Raw genomic sequence first — 17315 nt, forward strand, 5'->3', positions numbered from 1 at the left:
ACTGCAGCGACGAGACCGGTTAGGAAGGCACCCCGGAGCACGCATCAGTGATAGCGGTGCCGCAGGCAGATGCTTGACCGAGTGCCTCCGGCGAGGAGTTCAACAGCGCTTGTGTGAGGGATTGTCGCCCGCATGGGCGGAGACGCTACGGCGGCTCCGGGCACTGGCCTAAAGCCCGACCAATAGGGCACGTCTTTGCAGTTTCCGCAGGCCTTACGGTACCTGGGATTTCCTGCTCCATATGATCGTAACATCATCACGACGAACCAAGGAATTCGCGGTTTGATTCAGCTTCATTCGCCGCGGGATGAATCCAAGTTCTGACATGAATGCTTTGTACACTTCGGCGTCTCGATGATAATTTGGCAGGTTGATTGGAATTGGTCCTGCGGAGGCATTCACCGCGAAGAATGAAGACCAATCGTCCTCCGCCTCAGGCATAGCTTGGGGCTCATAGCTTCTCGACATTCAGTTAGCTCAGCTTGAGGCCGCAGTCTGCGAGCGCATCCTCTGCGAAAGAGAAGGCGGCATGAACGACCACCGCCGTGAGCTGACCCGGTTGCTGCGCCGGCTGCGCAAGGGCGATACGGTCATTGTCCCCGCGCTCGACCGACTCACCCGTGGCGGGCCCTTCAAGATGCTGAGCGTGCTGGCTGACATCACCTCACGCGGTGCGACCTACAGATCCTTGGCCGAGCCTTGGGCGGATATCACGCACGAACTCGGCGAGGTATTGGCGGCGCTCGTCGGCTACAGCGCCCGCAAGACCCGCGAGGATATCATTCGCCGCACAAGCGAAGGCCGAAAGCGCGCACGCGAGAAGGGTATCAAATTTGGTCGTAAGCCGAAGCTGACCCTCGACGAGCGGAGGGTCGCGCGCGAACTCTGCGCGACCGGCAAGTCGCAAAGAGACGTGGCGATTGCTTTTGGTGTCAGTTCATCGACTATTTCGAGGATATGTGCGACCGACAATATCGACCAAGGTACGAAGCCAACGAATGAAACGGCCCCATTTTCCGTTTGATGCGCCACTACTTGTCAGTTTTTGTAGCCCCGGATTCGCCTCGTAAGCCCGTATTGCAGCAATCTGCTCCTCGACCAGCTGTCGGAATGCGTCGAAGGCAAGATAGCACTGGTCGCGCTCTTTTTCGAGCAGGTCGGCAATCTCAGCCAGATCGAGCGGCCTGTTGCCTCCGAAGGTGTACTTGATGCTGCCAGCCTCCTCGATCCTGCTGACCATTCTCGTCAGTCCGATTACGAACCGGGACGAGAATCCATGGTTGTAGGTATGTCGAAAATAATCTGACTCCTGATTGAACGTGTTGCCCGCGATTGGCTCAACCCGAAGCTTGAAGCGCCGATATTTCTTCCAGCTCCTGCAATACGGTTCGATGTCGTTGAGGTAGAGGTTCTTCTCCGGGAAATCATCTTTCCAAGTTGCGGGGCTCTTGGCTTGGTTTGCTTGGTGGCAGAGGTGCCCTGCCGCGAACGCAAAGCGCGACTTGATTGCATAGGGCTGGCCGAGCGCGACCGTACCCAGCCTATCGATGAATTCGTGCGTCACCTCGAGTTTCTCTTCGTCCGAAAGAGGAGCGGTGACCGTGGCCCAAGCCCGCAGCCGGTGCACGTTATGCGTCAGGTCGTTGATGATGTTGGCGAGCTCCGAGGCGTACTCCTGCAACATTAGGCTGTAAGTCAACCAGGCAACTGGCAACGGATCAGGAAGGTTCCACCAAGAGTAGGGCATAAAGCGACCGCCCACCGTGCTGGAGTCCAGCTCAGCGCGGAGTTGAGTGTAACGTTCGACCAGGCGCTTTGAACGTTCAAGCGTGAATTCATCGGGCATGTACATGCATCTTGAAAATGGCGTGGTGGCAGGCTACATTCTTGTTGTCCTTCAGGACAGCGCCAAACGAATTTAAACGCTCGTTTCTTAAAGCCCGCGTAATCGCCCAGAGCTGCATTCTCAGCCTGCGCCATGTCGCATAGCCAGCTCCTCGCTCAACAGCCCGCTCGACTCCTGGAGGCTTCCCAGTCTCAACCGGATGGTCGCGGCCACGCGGCTGTCGTGCCTTGGGGTGTCCTTGCCATGTCCGGTCCACCGGCAAAGGTGACGCAGGCCGAACTCGCGGTGCGCGCTGTGCTTGATCAGGCGACGAGCACTCATGCACAAGATCAGCCGGCTGAGAGCAGTACGAGCGATGCATTGCTGCGATGCTCGCGCGGCGGCGAGCGCAGATTATGAGCGGCAACACCGCACCACGGACGCGAGCAGCGACAATGAAAGCGGCGATCTACGCAAGGTTTAGCTCGGACAAGCAGACCGACCGGTCGATTGAGGATTCCTCGCCGGTCAGAGTGCGGCGAGCGAGCAGCGCATCGGCCAGCACCATCACGATGTACTCGTGACGGCTGATGATCGCGCTCGCTTCCGACTGGCAAAAACGAGATCAGCCTGTGATGATCTCTGGCGAGCTTGCGATTACCAGCAGCTCGCGTTCTTGCCGCCGATGGCGCTCAATCGTACAGTTCGTACAGTTGAGACGCAGGACGTACTGCTCAATTTGACACGGGCCAGCCGCGCTGCAGCAACAGCTTGTATCCGTAATGGCTCACCCATTTCGCTCGTGCGAGATGCGTTTCGTAGGCCTGCCGGGCTCGGGTCGGCTCGCGCTGGGGATCGATGTGCAGCACGATCTCCGTCACTTCGCGCCAGTCAGCATCTTCGGCCTCAGCGTCCAGCATGCGCATATACGTCACCGCATGCTTGCGGTCATACGGCGTCAAGATGTCGTCCGCCGGCGCTTGGTCGGCGACATCGAGATGAGGCGGGTTCTCGCGCATTGGCATTTCTCTCACTGGATCCGACGTGCTTTTTCACACGGCATTCGGGCCGATTGATGAACGGACTTTGTACGACACGGACGAACGAGCGCGGCCCCTCGGCAAGCGTATTCGAATGGAGTGGGGTCACATCGGTACGTTTCGTACCGGAACGCCAGCGACGCCATTACCAATTTCGAAGTCTCAAAACCGCCAATCGCGTGTCACGGCGGGTCGCATAGACTTGCCAGTGTCCTTCGAATGCGAAGTTCGCTAACGTGTCCACCGCAGAATGAAGCGAACTTCGGATTCGGGACTGGTCCAGTCCAACCATGGCACTCGCACCGCTGATCGCCTACGCCCATGTCAGGAAGAGCTTTGCCAACGGTCGTGACGCCGAACGCATCAAGGCCGTAGATGATGTCTCGCTCGATATTGCCGCGGGGGAATTCCTGGCGATCGTCGGCGCCTCCGGGTCCGGCAAATCCACCCTGCTGCGGCTTGCCAACCGCCTGCTCGCCCCCGACAGCGGCCGCGTCATGGTGGAGGGCGAGGACGTGCGCGACGTCGATCCGGTGCGCTTGCGCCGGCGCATGGGCTACGTGTTCCAGAGCGGCGGGCTGTTTCCGCATATGCGCGTCGCCGACAATATCGCCGTCACGCCGAGACTGCTCGGCTGGCCCGCCGCCGAGATCGCCGCGCGGGTCGATGAACTTCTCGAGCTGGTGCGGCTCGATCGCTCCCTTCATCGCGATCGCCTTCCGCATGAACTGTCGGGCGGGCAGCAGCAGCGTGTCGGCGTGGCGCGGGCGCTCGCCGCCCGTCCCCGTATCATGCTGATGGACGAACCGTTCGGCGCGCTCGATCCGCTGACCCGCGACACCCTCGGCGATGAATACCGCGCCCTGCATCGCAGGCTCACCTTGACCACGGTCATGGTCACTCACGACATGACGGCGGCCTTGCTGCTTGCCGATCGCATCGCGGTGATGCGGGCCGGACGGGTTGTGGCGCAAGGCCAGCCGGCTGAGCTGTCAAACAACGACGAGCCCTATGTGGCGGAGCTGTTGCGCACGCCCAGGCGGCAGGCCGAGCGGCTGAACGCCCTGCTCACGGGAGCAAGTGCGGGATGAGTTTCCTGTCCGACCCCCGCTGGCGCGAAGCGGCGGCGCACCTACCGGACTACCTCGGCAGCCATGTCCAGGTCAGCCTGGCAGCGCTGGCGCTGGGCCTCATGATCAGCCTGCCTCTCGCGATCCTCGCACGCAACCATGCCGTGAGCCGCGGCATCCTGCTCGGCCTCGCCAGCATCGTCCAAACCGTGCCGGGACTGGCGCTGCTCGCGCTGTTCTACCCGCTTCTGCTCGCCCTTGCGTCGTTGACGCTTCGTTGGTTCGGCTTCGACTTTTCCGCGTTCGGATTTTTGCCCGCCATGCTGGCGCTGGCGCTCTATTCCATGCTGCCGGTGCTGCGCAACACCATCACCGGGCTGAACGGCGTCAATCCCGCGCTGCTTGAAGCGGCGCAAGGGGTGGGCATGACGCCACGGCAATCGCTGTTCACGGTGGAATTGCCGTTGGCGCTGCCGGTGATTATGGCCGGCATCCGCACTTCGGCGGTGTGGGTGATCGGGACCGCGACATTGTCGACGCCGATCGGGCAGACCAGCCTCGGCAATTACATCTTCGCTGGATTACAGACCCAGAACTGGGTGCTCGTGCTGTTCGGCTGCGTCGCCTCGGCGCTGCTGGCGCTCGCGGTCGATCAATTCTTGGCGCTCTTCGAGCGCGGATTGCGCGAGCGCAAGCGCCTCCATGCCATGCTCGGCAGTGTCGGGATCGCCGTAGTGGTCATGACCACGCTGATACCTTCGATGGTACGGTCGCCGTCGACCTACGTCGTCGGCGCCAAAACGTTTGCCGAGCAATATGTGCTCTCCGCGCTGATCGAGCAGCGGCTGCAGGCGGCGGGATTGCAGGCCTCGACCCGCGAAGGCCTCGGCTCCAGCGTGATTTTCCAGGCGCTCGCGGCCAACAACATCGACGTCTATGTCGATTATTCCGGCACGCTGTGGCTCAACCAGTTTCACCGCACCGATATGCCGCCGCGCGAAACATTGCTTGCCGAGTTGAAGGAGATCCTGGCAAAGCAGGACGTCACCCTGCTTGGTGCGTTGGGTTTCGAGAATGCTTATGCGCTGGTCATGCCGCGGCATCGCGCCGATGCACTCGGTATTCATTCAATCACTGACCTGGCTGCGCACGCGCCGACGCTGTCGATTGCGGGCGACTACGAGTTCTTCTCGCGCCCCGAATGGACCGCCCTGCAAAAGGCTTACGGCCTCTCATTCCGCACGCAACGGCAGATGCAGCCGGATTTCATGTATGCGGCCGTGGCCAGCGGCGACGTCGACGTCATCGCTGGCTATACCAGCGAGGGGCGAATCAAGGAATACGACCTGGAGACGCTGGCCGATCCCAAGCACGCGATCCCGCCCTATGATGCGGTCCTGCTGCTGGCACCGCGGCGCGCGCATGATGCGGCGTTGCAGGAGGCGCTGAAGCCGCTCCTTGAGCGGATCGATATTGCGACGATGCGCGAAGCCAATTTGCGCGCCAGTGGCAGCAATGCGAACTCATCGCCCGCCGCGGTGGCGCGCTGGCTGTGGCAGAGGATCGGTGGGCAGTAGGCGCACGCCCAGAGTGGTCAAAATAGTCCACGCGCACGGAGGACACGGCGTGGTTGCCCTTTGCCCACCCGACCGGCTTACACACTCACGCCCTGACTTTCGGTCGCTGAAACAGCATGCAGCCGGCAACGAAGAGCACAATAGTGCCGGCGATCAGGCCGAGGGTCTGCGACTATGCGATCATGAGCCTCTCGGACAGTGGCAGCGACGCACCCATCACGGCGCCGCGCAACTGGCGCCAAGCGCGCGTCGTCGGCAAGGGCGCCACTCGCATCGCCTCCACGAACAGATCGTTGACAAGAACGATTGACGCAACAGCTGCGTGGTAGGCCCCTTGACCCATGGGAGCGACTGCGGCACCGGACATATGTACGTCCCCTATCGCTTCCCCAAACCGCTGGAATCGCTGCCGTCCTAAATTGCGATCGGAGGCTCAAACGTAGCCGGTACGATTTTTGGTTCCACAGACGGGCTTTCCTATCGCACCAAGCGGTTTATGTTGCAGGGGCGAAGATCTGGATGGCGCAATGGGTATTCCCGAGCACGAGAAGCTCTCGATTGACGATTTTTTCGATGCCATTTCAGGCAGCGAGGACCACTACGAGCTCGTAGGCGGCATAGCCTACGCCATGGCCGGCGCCAAGGAAGGGCACAACGTCATCTGCAGCAACGTCCAGACCGCCTTCGTTCCCGCCGGAAAGGAGAAGGGGTGTCGTACCACGTCGAGCGACACAGCCGTCCAGACCGGTCCGGATACGATCCGATATCCCGACGTAGTGGTGGATTGTGGACCGCCCAATGCAGCCGCAATGACGGCCTCCAATCCGACGCTGATCGTCGAAGTCTCCTCGCCTGGCAACGCCGTCTTCGACTACGGAGACAAGCTACGCGAATACCAAGGTTTGAAGAGCGTCGACACGGTTATCCAGATCGAGTCAGAGATTGCACTCGTTAGGGTTCACCGACGGCACGAAGACGGAAAGTGGGCCGAGAAAAAGTTCGAGGAATTCGACGTCGCCATTACACTTCCGACGCTGGGCACGTCCATCACGCTGAACGAGATCTACGATACGCTCGATGTGAGACCTCGACCGCGTCTCCAGATCGTAAGAAGCGATCCCGGCCCTCGTTGACGGCAACAATCGTCCTCAATGGCATGATGATGAGCACTGCAACACACAGGCGACGACTGCGGCTCCAGTCGAAGTGCGTCCCCTACCCCCCTGCAAGTCGTTGGAATCGCATGCGCCGACTTTCTCGCGTCGATGCGAATGTTGACGGCTGCCGAGCAAAGTACGCCCCCTATCGAAAGTCATGGTCCCGATTGACCTAAGCCGCAACACTTCCGCCCGCGGAAATCAGCAAATCCGCTGGAATATGGAAACGTTCGCGCAGACGCTTCACCATCGTCATGCTCAATTCGCGCTTGCCGGACATGACCTCACTGACGCGACTCGCAGTACCCAGAAGCGGCACAAGATCAGCGCGCGTCAAACCATGTTGCTCCACCAGATAGGTCAGCAAATCGGGCAACGGCGGCGCTTTGCGCGGCCAACGCGCACGTTCATACGCCTCGATAAGGCGAGCCTGAGCTACCATACGCGCTCGATCGGCAGTCCCGTTAGATTGCATCAGCTTGCCGACAAGCGCCTTGGCCGCCTCATGATCGGCCTGGTTCTGGATAATTATCAATGTTGCCTTCATCACACCGTTTCCGCGTCCACCTTGTCATAGTCTTCATGACTGCCGAAAAAGCGGATCATCAACACGCCATCACGATATTGCACCATGGCGATCAGGCGGTAGTCATTGGCCTTGATGTTGAACACAACACGTCCGCCCTTCAGGATGCTCGCCTTGGGATGCGATCGCTTCACCTGTTGCGGCGTCCGCCAGTCCGAAGCCTCCGCAATCGCCAGCCATGCCCTGTATTGAGCGCGCGCCGCATCGATGCCCCGATGACCAGAGCGCTCGGCAAAATAGCGCTCAACAATGTCCGTGCCGATCACCAGCATGAAAGGATACTACCGTCGATTTCCCAAAAATGGAAGAGGCTATTTCCATTTTTGGGAAACTCATGCCGCCCGCCGATAGCAAGAACGTCTTGCACTCAGGCTAATTCACGGTTCGACTTTCGCGGCGAAGCCGAAGCCCGCTGCGAACCCTTCTTGTTTCACTCGGCGCCGGCGGCGCCGAGCAGGGGACCTACTTTGCCCCGATTTAGGGGATGCACTTGTAGGGGCGTACTTTGACCGTCGCGCAGCGACGACCAGTGGGCTGGCGATACGCTTCAGGGACCGAGACGGTCAATCCGCGTGCCCCGCAGAGATGCCTACCCCCACCCCATCGCGAAACAAGAACTGGATACCCCTCGCCTCGAAAACTCGTCGCACATCGCGGAGCGTCCGCTCTTGGGCCGAAGACGTGTCTTGTTCCAGCCGGACGATGGTCTGCCTAGTCAGGCCCGCTTCGGCTGCAACTTCGTCTTGGCTCATCGACAGCCAGACCCGCGCGGCGCGCAATTGAGAAGCGTTAACCATCACACTAGCGGACATATTGTCCTACAGATGACTTCATGATATATATCATACATCCAATGCGCTGAGAAAGAATCCTTGGCGACTCCTTGATGCCTGTTAAGGCGTTCCCGAGGCAATAGAATCCTTGCTTACGGCTTTACGAGACTAGAACTCGAGAAACCCAAGTTCAATGCGCCGGCCCGTCTGGCGGCTCCATTGCCGAAGGGCGAGAGCCATGCCAGGCCATGCATTGGACGTTCGGCCTCCCCTTCTGAAGATCGCCCCTAACGCCCAGACCGGCCCCGTCAGCACATCTCAGCCGCTGACACGCAAGGGTACGGCTTCGACCTGCAGAAACACGAACCTTCCAACCTGCGACTAGCCAACCGGCTGGTCATCTTACTGCGTCTAACCCTCGGAGAATTGCAATGTCGGCCACGCTTCCCTTTCACAGCCTCGCCCCCCTGTGCCGCGACCTGGAAAAGCTCGTCACCGATCTGCGCAATTCCAGCCAAGGCTCGCAACCTTCCGAAGTGGATTTGCAGGCTTCGCCATTGCTCGACCGATGGTCATTCTCTTTCCTGCCCGCGCCGTGCTTAACGGGATCGGTACATCAACATCCCTCGCTTGGCTCTTGCCCGAACGTCCACACTTCGGAATTGGTACTGATCGATCCCCAGAAGCGATGGGCTCGCACGTGGTCGAGGTTCTATCGTCTCGGTAAGCAGCTGACCCCCGAGATCAGCAGCATCTAATCGCAGCTATCCAGCCGTTGCAGGGGTTTTAGGCGCTCTCGACGCCGCGAGATCTTGGTGCCCACCAGGATTGGAAAGCCCGCCCCACCTGCCTTGATTCATTCACGGTCCAGTCACATCACCCCGTCCTGAGGGAAACTCGCTCATGCACACAAAGCACACTCCCGCGCACAGCCGGGCCCGAAGCAGCATGTTTCAGTTGAACGCTCCAGATCAAGTTTCATCGCGATCATGCACTGTGCAAACGTCAATTGAGGATTCGCCGCTTGTTTGGTGGCGAACTCGGCTTCCTCAATATCTCGACCGACGAGATGTGAAGAGAGTACGCGCCGTCCTTTTGAGGACAGATCCCATCAATGATTGCGATTGGCTCCGGGCCGTGACCGGGGATCCCGCCGCAGCCATCGGCGTCGCCATCCGTGTGCTCAAGTTTCACGGAATGACTGATTCTTTGACAGACGTCGCGATGTCCCCTGTGCTGTGCTGCTTCCTCGAAGATGATCGTGCGTCCGCGGCTCTGATCGCGTCCGCGTTGCGGCGTCGCAGGAAGATCGATCCGCGATGTCATGACCTTTGGTTGCTCTGGCGCAATGATCCATTTTGAGAGTGCTCTTCCAAGGCTTACAACAAGCGAGCCTTGCCATCCGAGGCTCGCGCCACTCCTTTCCCATGGCCCTACGTATGAAGCGGAAGCGGCTTCGCTAGTTCGAGAGGTTCTGGACACGTGGCATTCGGCAACGAGTGTCACGTGCATGACGAACGAACCGTCGACGCGAGACATTGCGCTCGTCCCGTATTGCCGCTGATACGGCAGCGCTAAGCGATCACAACTCACAGCGAGGAAGTGTAATTGTCGTGCGAGCTTTGCACGCGTGCACCCATCTTCGGCATCAATCCTGCCGCTCCCCGCCCCGGCGATAGCTTCATTACGTTCGATCCATCCTCTGTGACAACTAGCGTGTAGGCGACAATCTCGAACGCGGAAAACAGCAAGCTCCGGTCGTCGTTTCGCGGCGCACCTACGGCAATCCGCTTCGATACGAGCTGCGCCATCGAAACCTGATAGAGGCTGCATGACTGCAAAAGACCCCTCGTCCGAAACCTTATCATCAGTCCCCCTGCCGATATCGCTCTTGTGGCAGCCCGACTGGCGGTACGCCGCAGGCTTTTTCTGGTTGCGCATCAAGGAAATCAACGGCGTGCAACGGGACGACGTTGCCACGGATTTCTGGTCCGGGACGAAGGATCCCTGCAAGAAGGCATGTAGAACCCTCGCAGACCGCTTGTTTGCCGAAGGTCGCGGCGAGGAGGCGCTCAGTGCGTTGATGCTGTCGGTCGATCCAACCGAGCCGCAGACCTTCGAGATCGTGTTGCCCCAGCTTGTGTATGCAATCGATCATCTCTGGGAAGGGTCGGCAGAAGTAGAGACCAAGGATTACGCACTTCAACGCCTCAGCGCCTGGCGGCGGTCGGCGCGCGGGGATTTCGCTGACAGCGATGACAACATCTTTCGAATTGCCCAGCTCCAGAAATCGAACCAGGCTGATCGCACAGAGAGTCCAATCCCTGCGCGCAGCCAGAATGACGGTGAATGTGAGCCAGAGAAGTTAAGTATCGTTGTCATGCCAAAGGGCAAGGCAACCAAGCTCAACAATTGCCAGACCGAATACAACGGTTTGGTAGACGCCAAGCTACCATTGCTACTTGCCCGCGACGTTGGCGCGGTGCGCGCTAAATTAATCGCGGAATATCCTCACGCAGTCGGCGTAATCGACCTCGTGTTCCGTGACCTTCGCGAAGGTGAGCCGGTGCGGGTGTCGCCGATTTTGCTGACGGGCCCCGCTGGCGCCGGCAAAACACGGCTGGTCCGCAGACTTTTCAGCGATCTGTTTGGCATCGGCGTATACTGTTATGATGGCGGCGGCGCGAGCGACAACATGTTCAGCGGGAGCCCGAAGGCTTGGGGCAACACGACTCCTTCGGTGCCCGTGCGAGCAGTTACCCAAATGCATATCGCGAATCCTGTCGTCCTCGTCGACGAAATTGAGAAGGCAGGTACGTCGTCGCGAAATGGTCGCTTGTGGCATGCCCTGCTTCCCCACCTGGAACGCGAAACAGCGTGCCGCTATCGCGACGTCTCACTAGATGCCGAGTTAGACCTCTCCTGGATCTCGCATATCGCGACAGCAAACAGCGTCGAAAACTTGCCCGTGCCGCTGAAGGACCGTTACCGCATCATAAGAGTACCGGCACCGACACTTGCGGACCTCCCGGCCTTGGCGACCAACATCATGCGCCAACTCGCAGTAGAGAATGGCGAACCTGAATTCGTTTGGCCGCTCGCGAACGACGAGATCGAGGTCATGGGGCGAGCCTGGGAGAAAGCAGGGTTCAGTATCCGCAAGCTGCAGAAGATCGTCGCAGCGACCCTCGCGGCGCGCGATTCCATCGCAGCAAGACACTAAGCGTATCTCCAGTTTAATAGCATCATCGGGAATCCAAGAATGTCGATGGAAGAGAAGAATGCGATGGCTCAGCGAAGCCAAGACTTCGGATGTTATCTGAGCGGACAGGAGCCGTCATCCGTCGAGCTAGAGCGCGCACCATTGCTTGAAGACTGGTGCACGAGCATCGCGTACCGTGGCTTCGGGAACGATCCGAGCGATTTGTTCCTGGTCTTGATGGGCAGCGTCGTATGCCATCCCGAGCTGCGAAATTTCTCCAGGATCCACACCTCACAACTGATCTGGCTAGACCGTAGTCGCAAATGGGCGCGCACCTGGAATCGGGTCTATCGGCTCGGTGAGCGCAGCGATGCGGAAACCACCACGGAGTAAGGGCTAAACTGGACTATCGACTATCGAAGCTTCGACCGAATCTGTTAACCACGAAGATGCTCCCCGATAGCCAACAACGAGAATGATGACATCCGAGGATGGTCAACTCTCTCCGATCCTCTTTGCGCGCCTCCAATCACGCGCATCTCTGGCGTCGCTCATCAGAGTTCCGGGTCCTTGCAAGGATCCATCTTCTGCTTTCGGATTCACCTCTTCCGATTTGTCGCCCGAAATCTTCGGCCCGGCATTGGGCGCGATGGTCCCGCTCCCATCGTGAAGGGATGTCGGCGAAGAAGAAGTTTAGGCCTGGCTGAATGGCAGAGACGCCAGCAACGGACGTGACAACAGTTTTGCGATGACCACTGCAATCGCGTCCGACATAGAGTTCCGCTTGGGCTCGCTCGGCGTTGTCTATGTTCCCAAGCAGATCACACGATGATGCTTCAAGACCCGGAAGGCGACGACGATAGGATAAAAGGAATGCTTCAAATTGGCTCTTGTTGCTTCGATAGCTGCCCTTCATGCCGCGGCGTGAGATCGATTGCTCGCGTCGAGGAACTGCCCGGTATTGAACGTCGCGTGCCGCATTCGCATTGTGTTCGCAATTGTTTCCGAAATCCTTGAAATTTTTTTTGGGTGCGCGCCTCACCTCAATGGAGCCCCAGAGGGGGTTCGCAGCCGAGCAACCAGCTTTGGTGTCGCGCAATCTCAGATTGCACATCGGTAGCACACGCACTCGTATGCTATTCATGCGTGTGCAATATCGAATCCTTGCACGCAGTGCTCGTAAGAGGGAGCTGCTGGAAAATACTGTAATGAAATCGTCGAGGATTCGCCGTCTAGAATAAAAACCCCTCCGCGCTGTCGCCTCACGGGAATGGAGTACGCGGGAAAGTTCACCCCGCTTCGGCGGATAAGCGCGATGGCGAGTTTCATGCTCCCAGGCGCGTTGAATAGCGAGGGTCGATCAAAGCCGTGATCGCTTTCAACGTGCACCTAACCTTCAAGGATTCGTTTGCGGCCAGTTCGATCAAAGGAAAGCTACGCCGCTTGAAGGACTCGTAATGTCTCGCCACAAGCCGCTACGCGGTTGTGCGGGGAACCAGCGGTATGAGCCCGGGCAACCTTTTGTGCAAGGAAGGAGGAAGGAAAAGCGGCCAGAACAAGCGCAAGGAATCGCGGCTGGCCGACAGGACCACCCTTATTGACCGTTTGCAGCCCGTTGTGGAATGATCAGGGTGACTATTCGCACGGTATTCACTCTGAGACGCAACCCCCGTTGGCGCGGGGGCGCGCTCAGAGCGTCGTGCGGAAAAGTCCGCCGAAGTGGAACCACCCTGCGCATCGCAAAGCCCGGGGGTCACCGCGGTAATGGTGCCATGAGCCCATTCGCCGCGCAACAGCCGTTGGTGCCATTTCGGTGAAAACCCTGGTTCCGGGTTCCTCCCCTTTGGGAGGAAACGGTTCCGCTTGTCCCGAAATGGAGCGAATATCCATGCAGATGCCAACATTGTTGAACAACGACCCAACGGCGTTCGTGCTGGCCCCGGTTGAAATGCTTACCGACCTGGAACACACGTATTGCAGCCTATTCGTTGACTGTCTGCTAGATCCCCAGCGTGGGGACCCCTCCGCTCATTTCTGGTTGGACAGGTCCGACCAGGAACTGGCGACCGCGCTCGACCGCATCTACGAGAAACTGTTCTCGTTTCGCAAAAACGATGCGTGCTGGGCGTTGAAGAGGCTCTTTGGATCCCCTCCCAAGCCGCCGACCGTGTCAGCAGTTCGTCGATTCCTTCGGGCGCTTGCATCACTCCCCGAGTTCTATTGCTGTCGACGCAACGAACGTCACGAGGCACAGCGGCGCGATGAGGATGAAGCGAAGAACGGAGCGCCAGCGGAAGCCGACGAGGACGAACCCGCGGAAGACGAGGTCGAACTCGCGAAGACGGAGGCTTCCGACGACAACGGTTGCAGCAAGGAAAGCTCAGCAGCGAGGTCTGAGGCCGGCTCTCCCGCGGGCGATAACAATCGGGTGCACGAGCAAAATCCCCATCGTTTCCGGATAATTGCACTCGATGCCAACCGCAGACCCGTTCGATCCAAACAGCAGGGTCGTCGTATCCCGCTCATCCCGAAGGAGCCGCAGGCACGTGCTGCATTCATCCGGTGCATCGCCGAACGCGCCTCAAGAAATGGCGGCAAGTTCCCGACGCCCCATTCGGCAGACTGGCCCGAATTCGAGCAGGCGCTGACCAAAGCGCTTGGCAGCATTCACCTCGATGTCGAAGACGGCCTCATGAAGATTGTTCCCTAAAGGCTCTCTCGCCGACAGCGAACGTTTATCGACGCCACGATCCTACCATAGGACCGTGGCAGTCGGTGCCCCACCGGCAGCCTTTGACAGTTCAGCAGTCCAGTCAGGACACAGTTCTTCTCTCCCTTGCCATCATTCGGAATAAAGCTTCTCTGATGTCCATCGTGATCGCCAAATTGAAATGCACGCCTCTGGGAAGGCGTGCATTTCCTAGGTCGACGTGGAGGCCACTGACCTGTCCTAGCCGGACGGCCTTAGAATAGCGCGCTGATCTTCCGTCTCCAACGTCGACCTCCCTGATCCCCACACCTTTTCGGAGCGGAGGCCGTCTTTTGCGATACTTCCCGACGCATGTTGGCCGCGGCCGCTTCCGTGCTCGTGATCCGCCGTCGCACGTCAACGACCTTGGCCCAAACCGCGCAGTTGAACCGCTTCGCGAACACAGTCGCGCGATGATCTACTGCACGCCGAAGTCCTACTGGCGATTTTCTAACTTCCCAACCAGGAGAAAGATCGATGACCGCTCAAAAGAACATCCGTCGTCATCCGAAACACAACAGCCGCATCTACCCGCACGTCCCCAAGGCGTCGGCGCGCATGGATGATTTCGGCCTCCACTTCTCTGGCTGGCCATTCCGCCAGACCGTGCGCGCGGCCGCCCCCAGCACCCGACAGCTCCGCTCCCGCTAGTCGGCAGAGCCACACGAGGAGACCAAGACCATGCGTTTCATCTTCAAGTCCCACGACTACATCGCCATCTGAGATCAAGGCCTTCGACAGGCGCGTCATCGACTTCGCTAGGATATCGCGCGCCTACTGACCGTCCTGGCGAGTTCGTCGAGCTCTTTGTGCGAGAAGCCGTCCGGAATCGGCTGGCCGATCCCGAGCGCCGGCGTCAGAACATAGCCGAATTCATCTGACGAAACCCAGCGGTATTCGCGGGAGCGTATGATGATGCGGTCAAGCGGACCGAAGTCGAACCGGCGTGGCGGATCTTGCTTGAAAACGTACATGAACTGCCTCCTGCGTGTGGGCTAAGCCGACGGGGCGGCCTCGATTTCTTCGATGCGTCCGGCCGCTGTGAAGGTGATCAGTGTGGTTGGAGAAGCAGCGCCGATTCTCTGTTCGACTTATCGACGAAAGAGCAGAACGAACAGCTCAAATGTCCGGAGATCCTCAACCTGGTGCGACAACCCCTTATGACGGATCCCGGCCCGATGCGTATCGACGCGTATCTAAAGGAGGCTACTGTGCGGCTCGTCGAATGAATGCTCCCGCAGATTTTCGAGGACATCCTCGTCCGCACCGGTGACGACGGAGCCCGACGCCAGTGCGGAGCCCATCGTCGCCTTCGTGCTCCAGCCAAGACGTCGGACCAAGGCTTCGACACGGAGCGCTCGGTGGCCACGAACGCGAAGTTGAAAATCCGAGACGAACTCCCATTGCCAGATGTAGGCGAGACGCCTTGACTCCGCCCGCTGAAGTTGTTTCAATCAATCATTTCATCTTATTTGGTATTAGCGTCATGCGTTGCAAAAGCTTCATACTCTCTTTGTTCATATTTCTTGCGGTCGTCAGCTCCCCCGCAAGAGCGGATCTCACTCCCGCCATCTTGGCTCCGAGTAGCGACGTAAAGGACATCATCTCGCACTTTCGCGCTGAAATGTCCGCCCTCATAGCGCAGGCAGGAGGCGAAGCCCGAGTCACTTTGATGCGGGCGTTTCAGCTATCTGATCAGCTCATTCAGTCCCTAACTACTGCTTACGCGGACTCCGTGAATCTGACTTTTGGTGCACTTGATAAACAGCAGCAAAAGGCCTTTTCAGACACGCTCAGCGCGATAAACGAAATGGGAAAAGCTGTCCGCGATCCAGTCGGCAAAGGACTGCAGCTAGGCAACACATTCGCTGCCATCACGGCGGACGTGTTCTCTTGGACGAAGAAACCCATGGTGATCGCGTATAGTCCGAGCTACGTCGCCCCTTCCTCGATCTCCGATACTGTCCGCATCGCGATTTCAGGGGTCCGCTTACACGCCACCGGTGTCGCAGCTCCAAAACTCAGGATAAAGAACACCGATTTCGCACCATCAGAACTTACGGACGTATCAATCGGCTTCGTGGTGCCGAGGACGGTTTTTTCGGAACCAACCAAGGGCACGGGCTTCGAAACGGGAACCCTCACGATATTCCGGCCGTCGGGCAGCTGGATAGGAGGGCAGCCGGAGCAGATCTACTTCTCATTTCTATTCACGGTGCTTCCCAATCAGCTTGGCAGCTATACCGTCAACACGATAGCGATTGAGAAAAAGAAAGAAGAGAAACTTCTAAAAACCGAGCCCTTATCTGCCACTAAGAATGGGGGCGGAGGTGACGTCACGAAGGAGTGTTATCCACCTGAAAGTGGATACGTCTTCGACTTACTGCGCGTGAAAACTATCGAAGACAAGCATACAGCATACAAGGACGACGACACATCTCCCGGTACGAATTTTGGCAAGGTTCAAATCGACGAAGGGGTCAAAACCGAGAAAAAAATATGCATCTCTGTGTCGGCCACCACAGGCTGCACTGAGTGCGGGGCTCACACAGAGGGGCATCTCGAGGCGTGGATGGTGCGCACAGTGGATGAAGAAAAGCCGCTTACAGATGGACCTAATTTGCTCAAGTGGGAGGAAGATCCACAACCGATACGGCTCAAGGATCAGGCGATAAGCCAGATTATCACCGTACGGCTGTTTGATGAAATCACACGTAGGCTTCCGGCAACATCAAGACAATCTCTTCAGTTTCTAACGATCGAACCAGATCCGCGAAACAACGTAGTATTCCTTGCGCCACAAAGAGAGTGGAATGCTCGTTAGGGGCAGCGCCACGCTATCCGCGATCCTCGCGTTCGTTTTTTGTGGAACGGCGGACGCAGCTTGCGACGATCTGGTGGACAACCTCATCACGGCCAAGCTGCGGCCGGTCATCGACGAGCTGGATTGCTCGATGGTGAAGAGCTTGGGCGTCGACAAGAAGGACCACAAGCTCGTGGTGTTTGCTATCAATCGACCGGGGCGACTTCGCAGATAGGGATAGACACACAACTCCACTGCCACGGCAGCGATCAGAGCGTAGTCGGCCAGGTCTTCGGTAAGCACAACGTCCCGAGCGTGTCCGAGAACGTCACCGTCGAGGCCGAGGCACGTGGATCGGATTGCATGGTCCTTGACGTCGAAGTGAAGCCGTCCGGCGAACTGGGCAAGGCGCTTGCGAACTTGTTCGACGCGAACGGCAAGGCCAGGGACGCCTTGCAGCAAGCTCTCACCCAAGCTTGCGGTAGATGATGCAGTCGAGGTTCGCTGTGCCGATAGGCCGAACGCCGCAGCGT

General features: G+C 58.6%; 18 protein-coding genes. 12 read left to right on the forward strand and 6 right to left on the reverse strand.

Annotation, left to right across the window (positions count from 1 at the left end):
- Window positions 1–466 precede the first annotated feature (466 nt).
- Window positions 467–1024, forward strand: coding sequence for a recombinase family protein (locus QA639_RS28750; RefSeq protein WP_283090641.1), 558 nt, complete (start codon window positions 467–469; stop codon window positions 1022–1024).
- Here QA639_RS28750 and QA639_RS28755 read toward each other — a convergent pair.
- Entirely contained in the window at window positions 938–1846 is a 909-nt protein-coding gene (locus QA639_RS28755) for an integrase (protein WP_283087804.1), read from the reverse strand. The two genes, QA639_RS28750 and QA639_RS28755, sit on opposite strands and share 87 nt — an antisense overlap.
- A 713-nt stretch (window positions 1847–2559) precedes the next feature.
- A complete protein-coding gene (locus QA639_RS28760; RefSeq protein ID WP_283087805.1) occupies window positions 2560–2844 on the reverse strand; it encodes a DUF2285 domain-containing protein in 285 nt (94 codons plus the stop codon).
- A 311-nt stretch (window positions 2845–3155) separates the two neighbouring features.
- On the opposite strand from QA639_RS28760, the gene QA639_RS28765 reads away from it, so the two are divergent.
- The 3 genes from QA639_RS28765 to QA639_RS28775 all read left to right on the forward strand — a co-directional run bounded on the left by QA639_RS28765 (window position 3156) and on the right by QA639_RS28775 (window position 6645).
- Window positions 3156–3956: an ATP-binding cassette domain-containing protein gene (locus QA639_RS28765; RefSeq protein ID WP_283087806.1), complete on the forward strand. Its 801-nt coding sequence runs from the start codon at window positions 3156–3158 to the stop codon at window positions 3954–3956.
- Complete coding sequence (locus tag QA639_RS28770) at window positions 3953–5512, forward strand: ABC transporter permease/substrate-binding protein (protein WP_283087807.1); 1560 nt, start codon at window positions 3953–3955, stop codon at window positions 5510–5512. The genes QA639_RS28765 and QA639_RS28770 overlap by 4 nt, the downstream gene beginning before the upstream one ends.
- A 527-nt stretch (window positions 5513–6039) precedes the next feature.
- Window positions 6040–6645 (forward strand): Uma2 family endonuclease, encoded by a 606-nt coding sequence (locus QA639_RS28775; RefSeq protein WP_283087808.1) that lies wholly within the window; start codon window positions 6040–6042, stop codon window positions 6643–6645.
- A 196-nt stretch (window positions 6646–6841) separates the two neighbouring features.
- On the opposite strand, the gene QA639_RS28780 is transcribed toward QA639_RS28775, so the two are convergent.
- From QA639_RS28780 to QA639_RS41965, 3 genes are all read right to left on the reverse strand, one after another.
- Entirely contained in the window at window positions 6842–7216 is a 375-nt protein-coding gene (locus tag QA639_RS28780; RefSeq protein WP_100555122.1) for a helix-turn-helix domain-containing protein, read from the reverse strand.
- Window positions 7216–7527, reverse strand: a complete 312-nt coding sequence (locus QA639_RS28785) for a type II toxin-antitoxin system HigB family toxin (protein WP_074124010.1) — start codon at window positions 7525–7527, stop codon at window positions 7216–7218. Before QA639_RS28785 ends, QA639_RS28780 begins: the two co-directional genes overlap by 1 nt.
- Before the next feature lie 291 nt (window positions 7528–7818).
- Window positions 7819–8067 carry a helix-turn-helix transcriptional regulator gene (locus QA639_RS41965; protein WP_428841068.1) on the reverse strand — a complete coding sequence of 83 codons (249 nt, stop codon included), beginning with the start codon at window positions 8065–8067 and terminating at the stop codon, window positions 7819–7821.
- 392 nt (window positions 8068–8459) lie between these two features.
- On the opposite strand from QA639_RS41965, the gene QA639_RS28790 reads away from it, so the two are divergent.
- The 5 genes from QA639_RS28790 to QA639_RS28810 all read left to right on the forward strand — a co-directional run bounded on the left by QA639_RS28790 (window position 8460) and on the right by QA639_RS28810 (window position 14630).
- Window positions 8460–8786, forward strand: coding sequence for a DUF6634 family protein (locus tag QA639_RS28790; protein WP_283087809.1), 327 nt, complete (start codon window positions 8460–8462; stop codon window positions 8784–8786).
- Window positions 8787–9859: 1073 nt separating this feature from the next.
- The gene (locus QA639_RS28795; RefSeq protein ID WP_283087810.1) at window positions 9860–11251 is read left to right on the forward strand and encodes an AAA family ATPase; all 1392 of its coding nucleotides are present in this window, start codon (window positions 9860–9862) and stop codon (window positions 11249–11251) included.
- 39 nt (window positions 11252–11290) lie between these two features.
- On the forward strand, window positions 11291–11623 hold the full coding sequence (locus QA639_RS28800; protein WP_283087811.1) for a DUF6634 family protein: 333 nt from the start codon (window positions 11291–11293) through the stop codon (window positions 11621–11623).
- 1495 nt (window positions 11624–13118) lie between these two features.
- On the forward strand, window positions 13119–13940 hold the full coding sequence (locus QA639_RS28805; RefSeq protein WP_283087812.1) for a hypothetical protein: 822 nt from the start codon (window positions 13119–13121) through the stop codon (window positions 13938–13940).
- A 516-nt stretch (window positions 13941–14456) separates the two neighbouring features.
- Window positions 14457–14630, forward strand: coding sequence for a hypothetical protein (locus tag QA639_RS28810; RefSeq protein WP_283087813.1), 174 nt, complete (start codon window positions 14457–14459; stop codon window positions 14628–14630).
- A gap of 107 nt (window positions 14631–14737) precedes the next feature.
- On the opposite strand, the gene QA639_RS28815 is transcribed toward QA639_RS28810, so the two are convergent.
- A complete protein-coding gene (locus tag QA639_RS28815) occupies window positions 14738–14953 on the reverse strand; it encodes a hypothetical protein (RefSeq protein WP_283087814.1) in 216 nt (71 codons plus the stop codon).
- A gap of 452 nt (window positions 14954–15405) precedes the next feature.
- On the opposite strand from QA639_RS28815, the gene QA639_RS28820 reads away from it, so the two are divergent.
- The 3 genes from QA639_RS28820 (at window position 15406) to QA639_RS28830 (ending at window position 17271) form a co-directional block, all read left to right on the forward strand.
- The gene (locus QA639_RS28820; RefSeq protein ID WP_283087815.1) at window positions 15406–16803 is read left to right on the forward strand and encodes a hypothetical protein; all 1398 of its coding nucleotides are present in this window, start codon (window positions 15406–15408) and stop codon (window positions 16801–16803) included.
- Entirely contained in the window at window positions 16793–17017 is a 225-nt protein-coding gene (locus QA639_RS28825; RefSeq protein WP_283087816.1) for a hypothetical protein, read from the forward strand. The genes QA639_RS28820 and QA639_RS28825 overlap by 11 nt, the downstream gene beginning before the upstream one ends.
- A gap of 128 nt (window positions 17018–17145) precedes the next feature.
- On the forward strand, window positions 17146–17271 hold the full coding sequence (locus QA639_RS28830) for a hypothetical protein (protein ID WP_283087817.1): 126 nt from the start codon (window positions 17146–17148) through the stop codon (window positions 17269–17271).
- Window positions 17272–17315 lie beyond the last annotated feature (44 nt).

Source organism: Bradyrhizobium pachyrhizi (genome assembly GCF_029714545.1).
Taxonomy (GTDB): Bacteria; Pseudomonadota; Alphaproteobacteria; order Rhizobiales; family Xanthobacteraceae; genus Bradyrhizobium; species Bradyrhizobium pachyrhizi.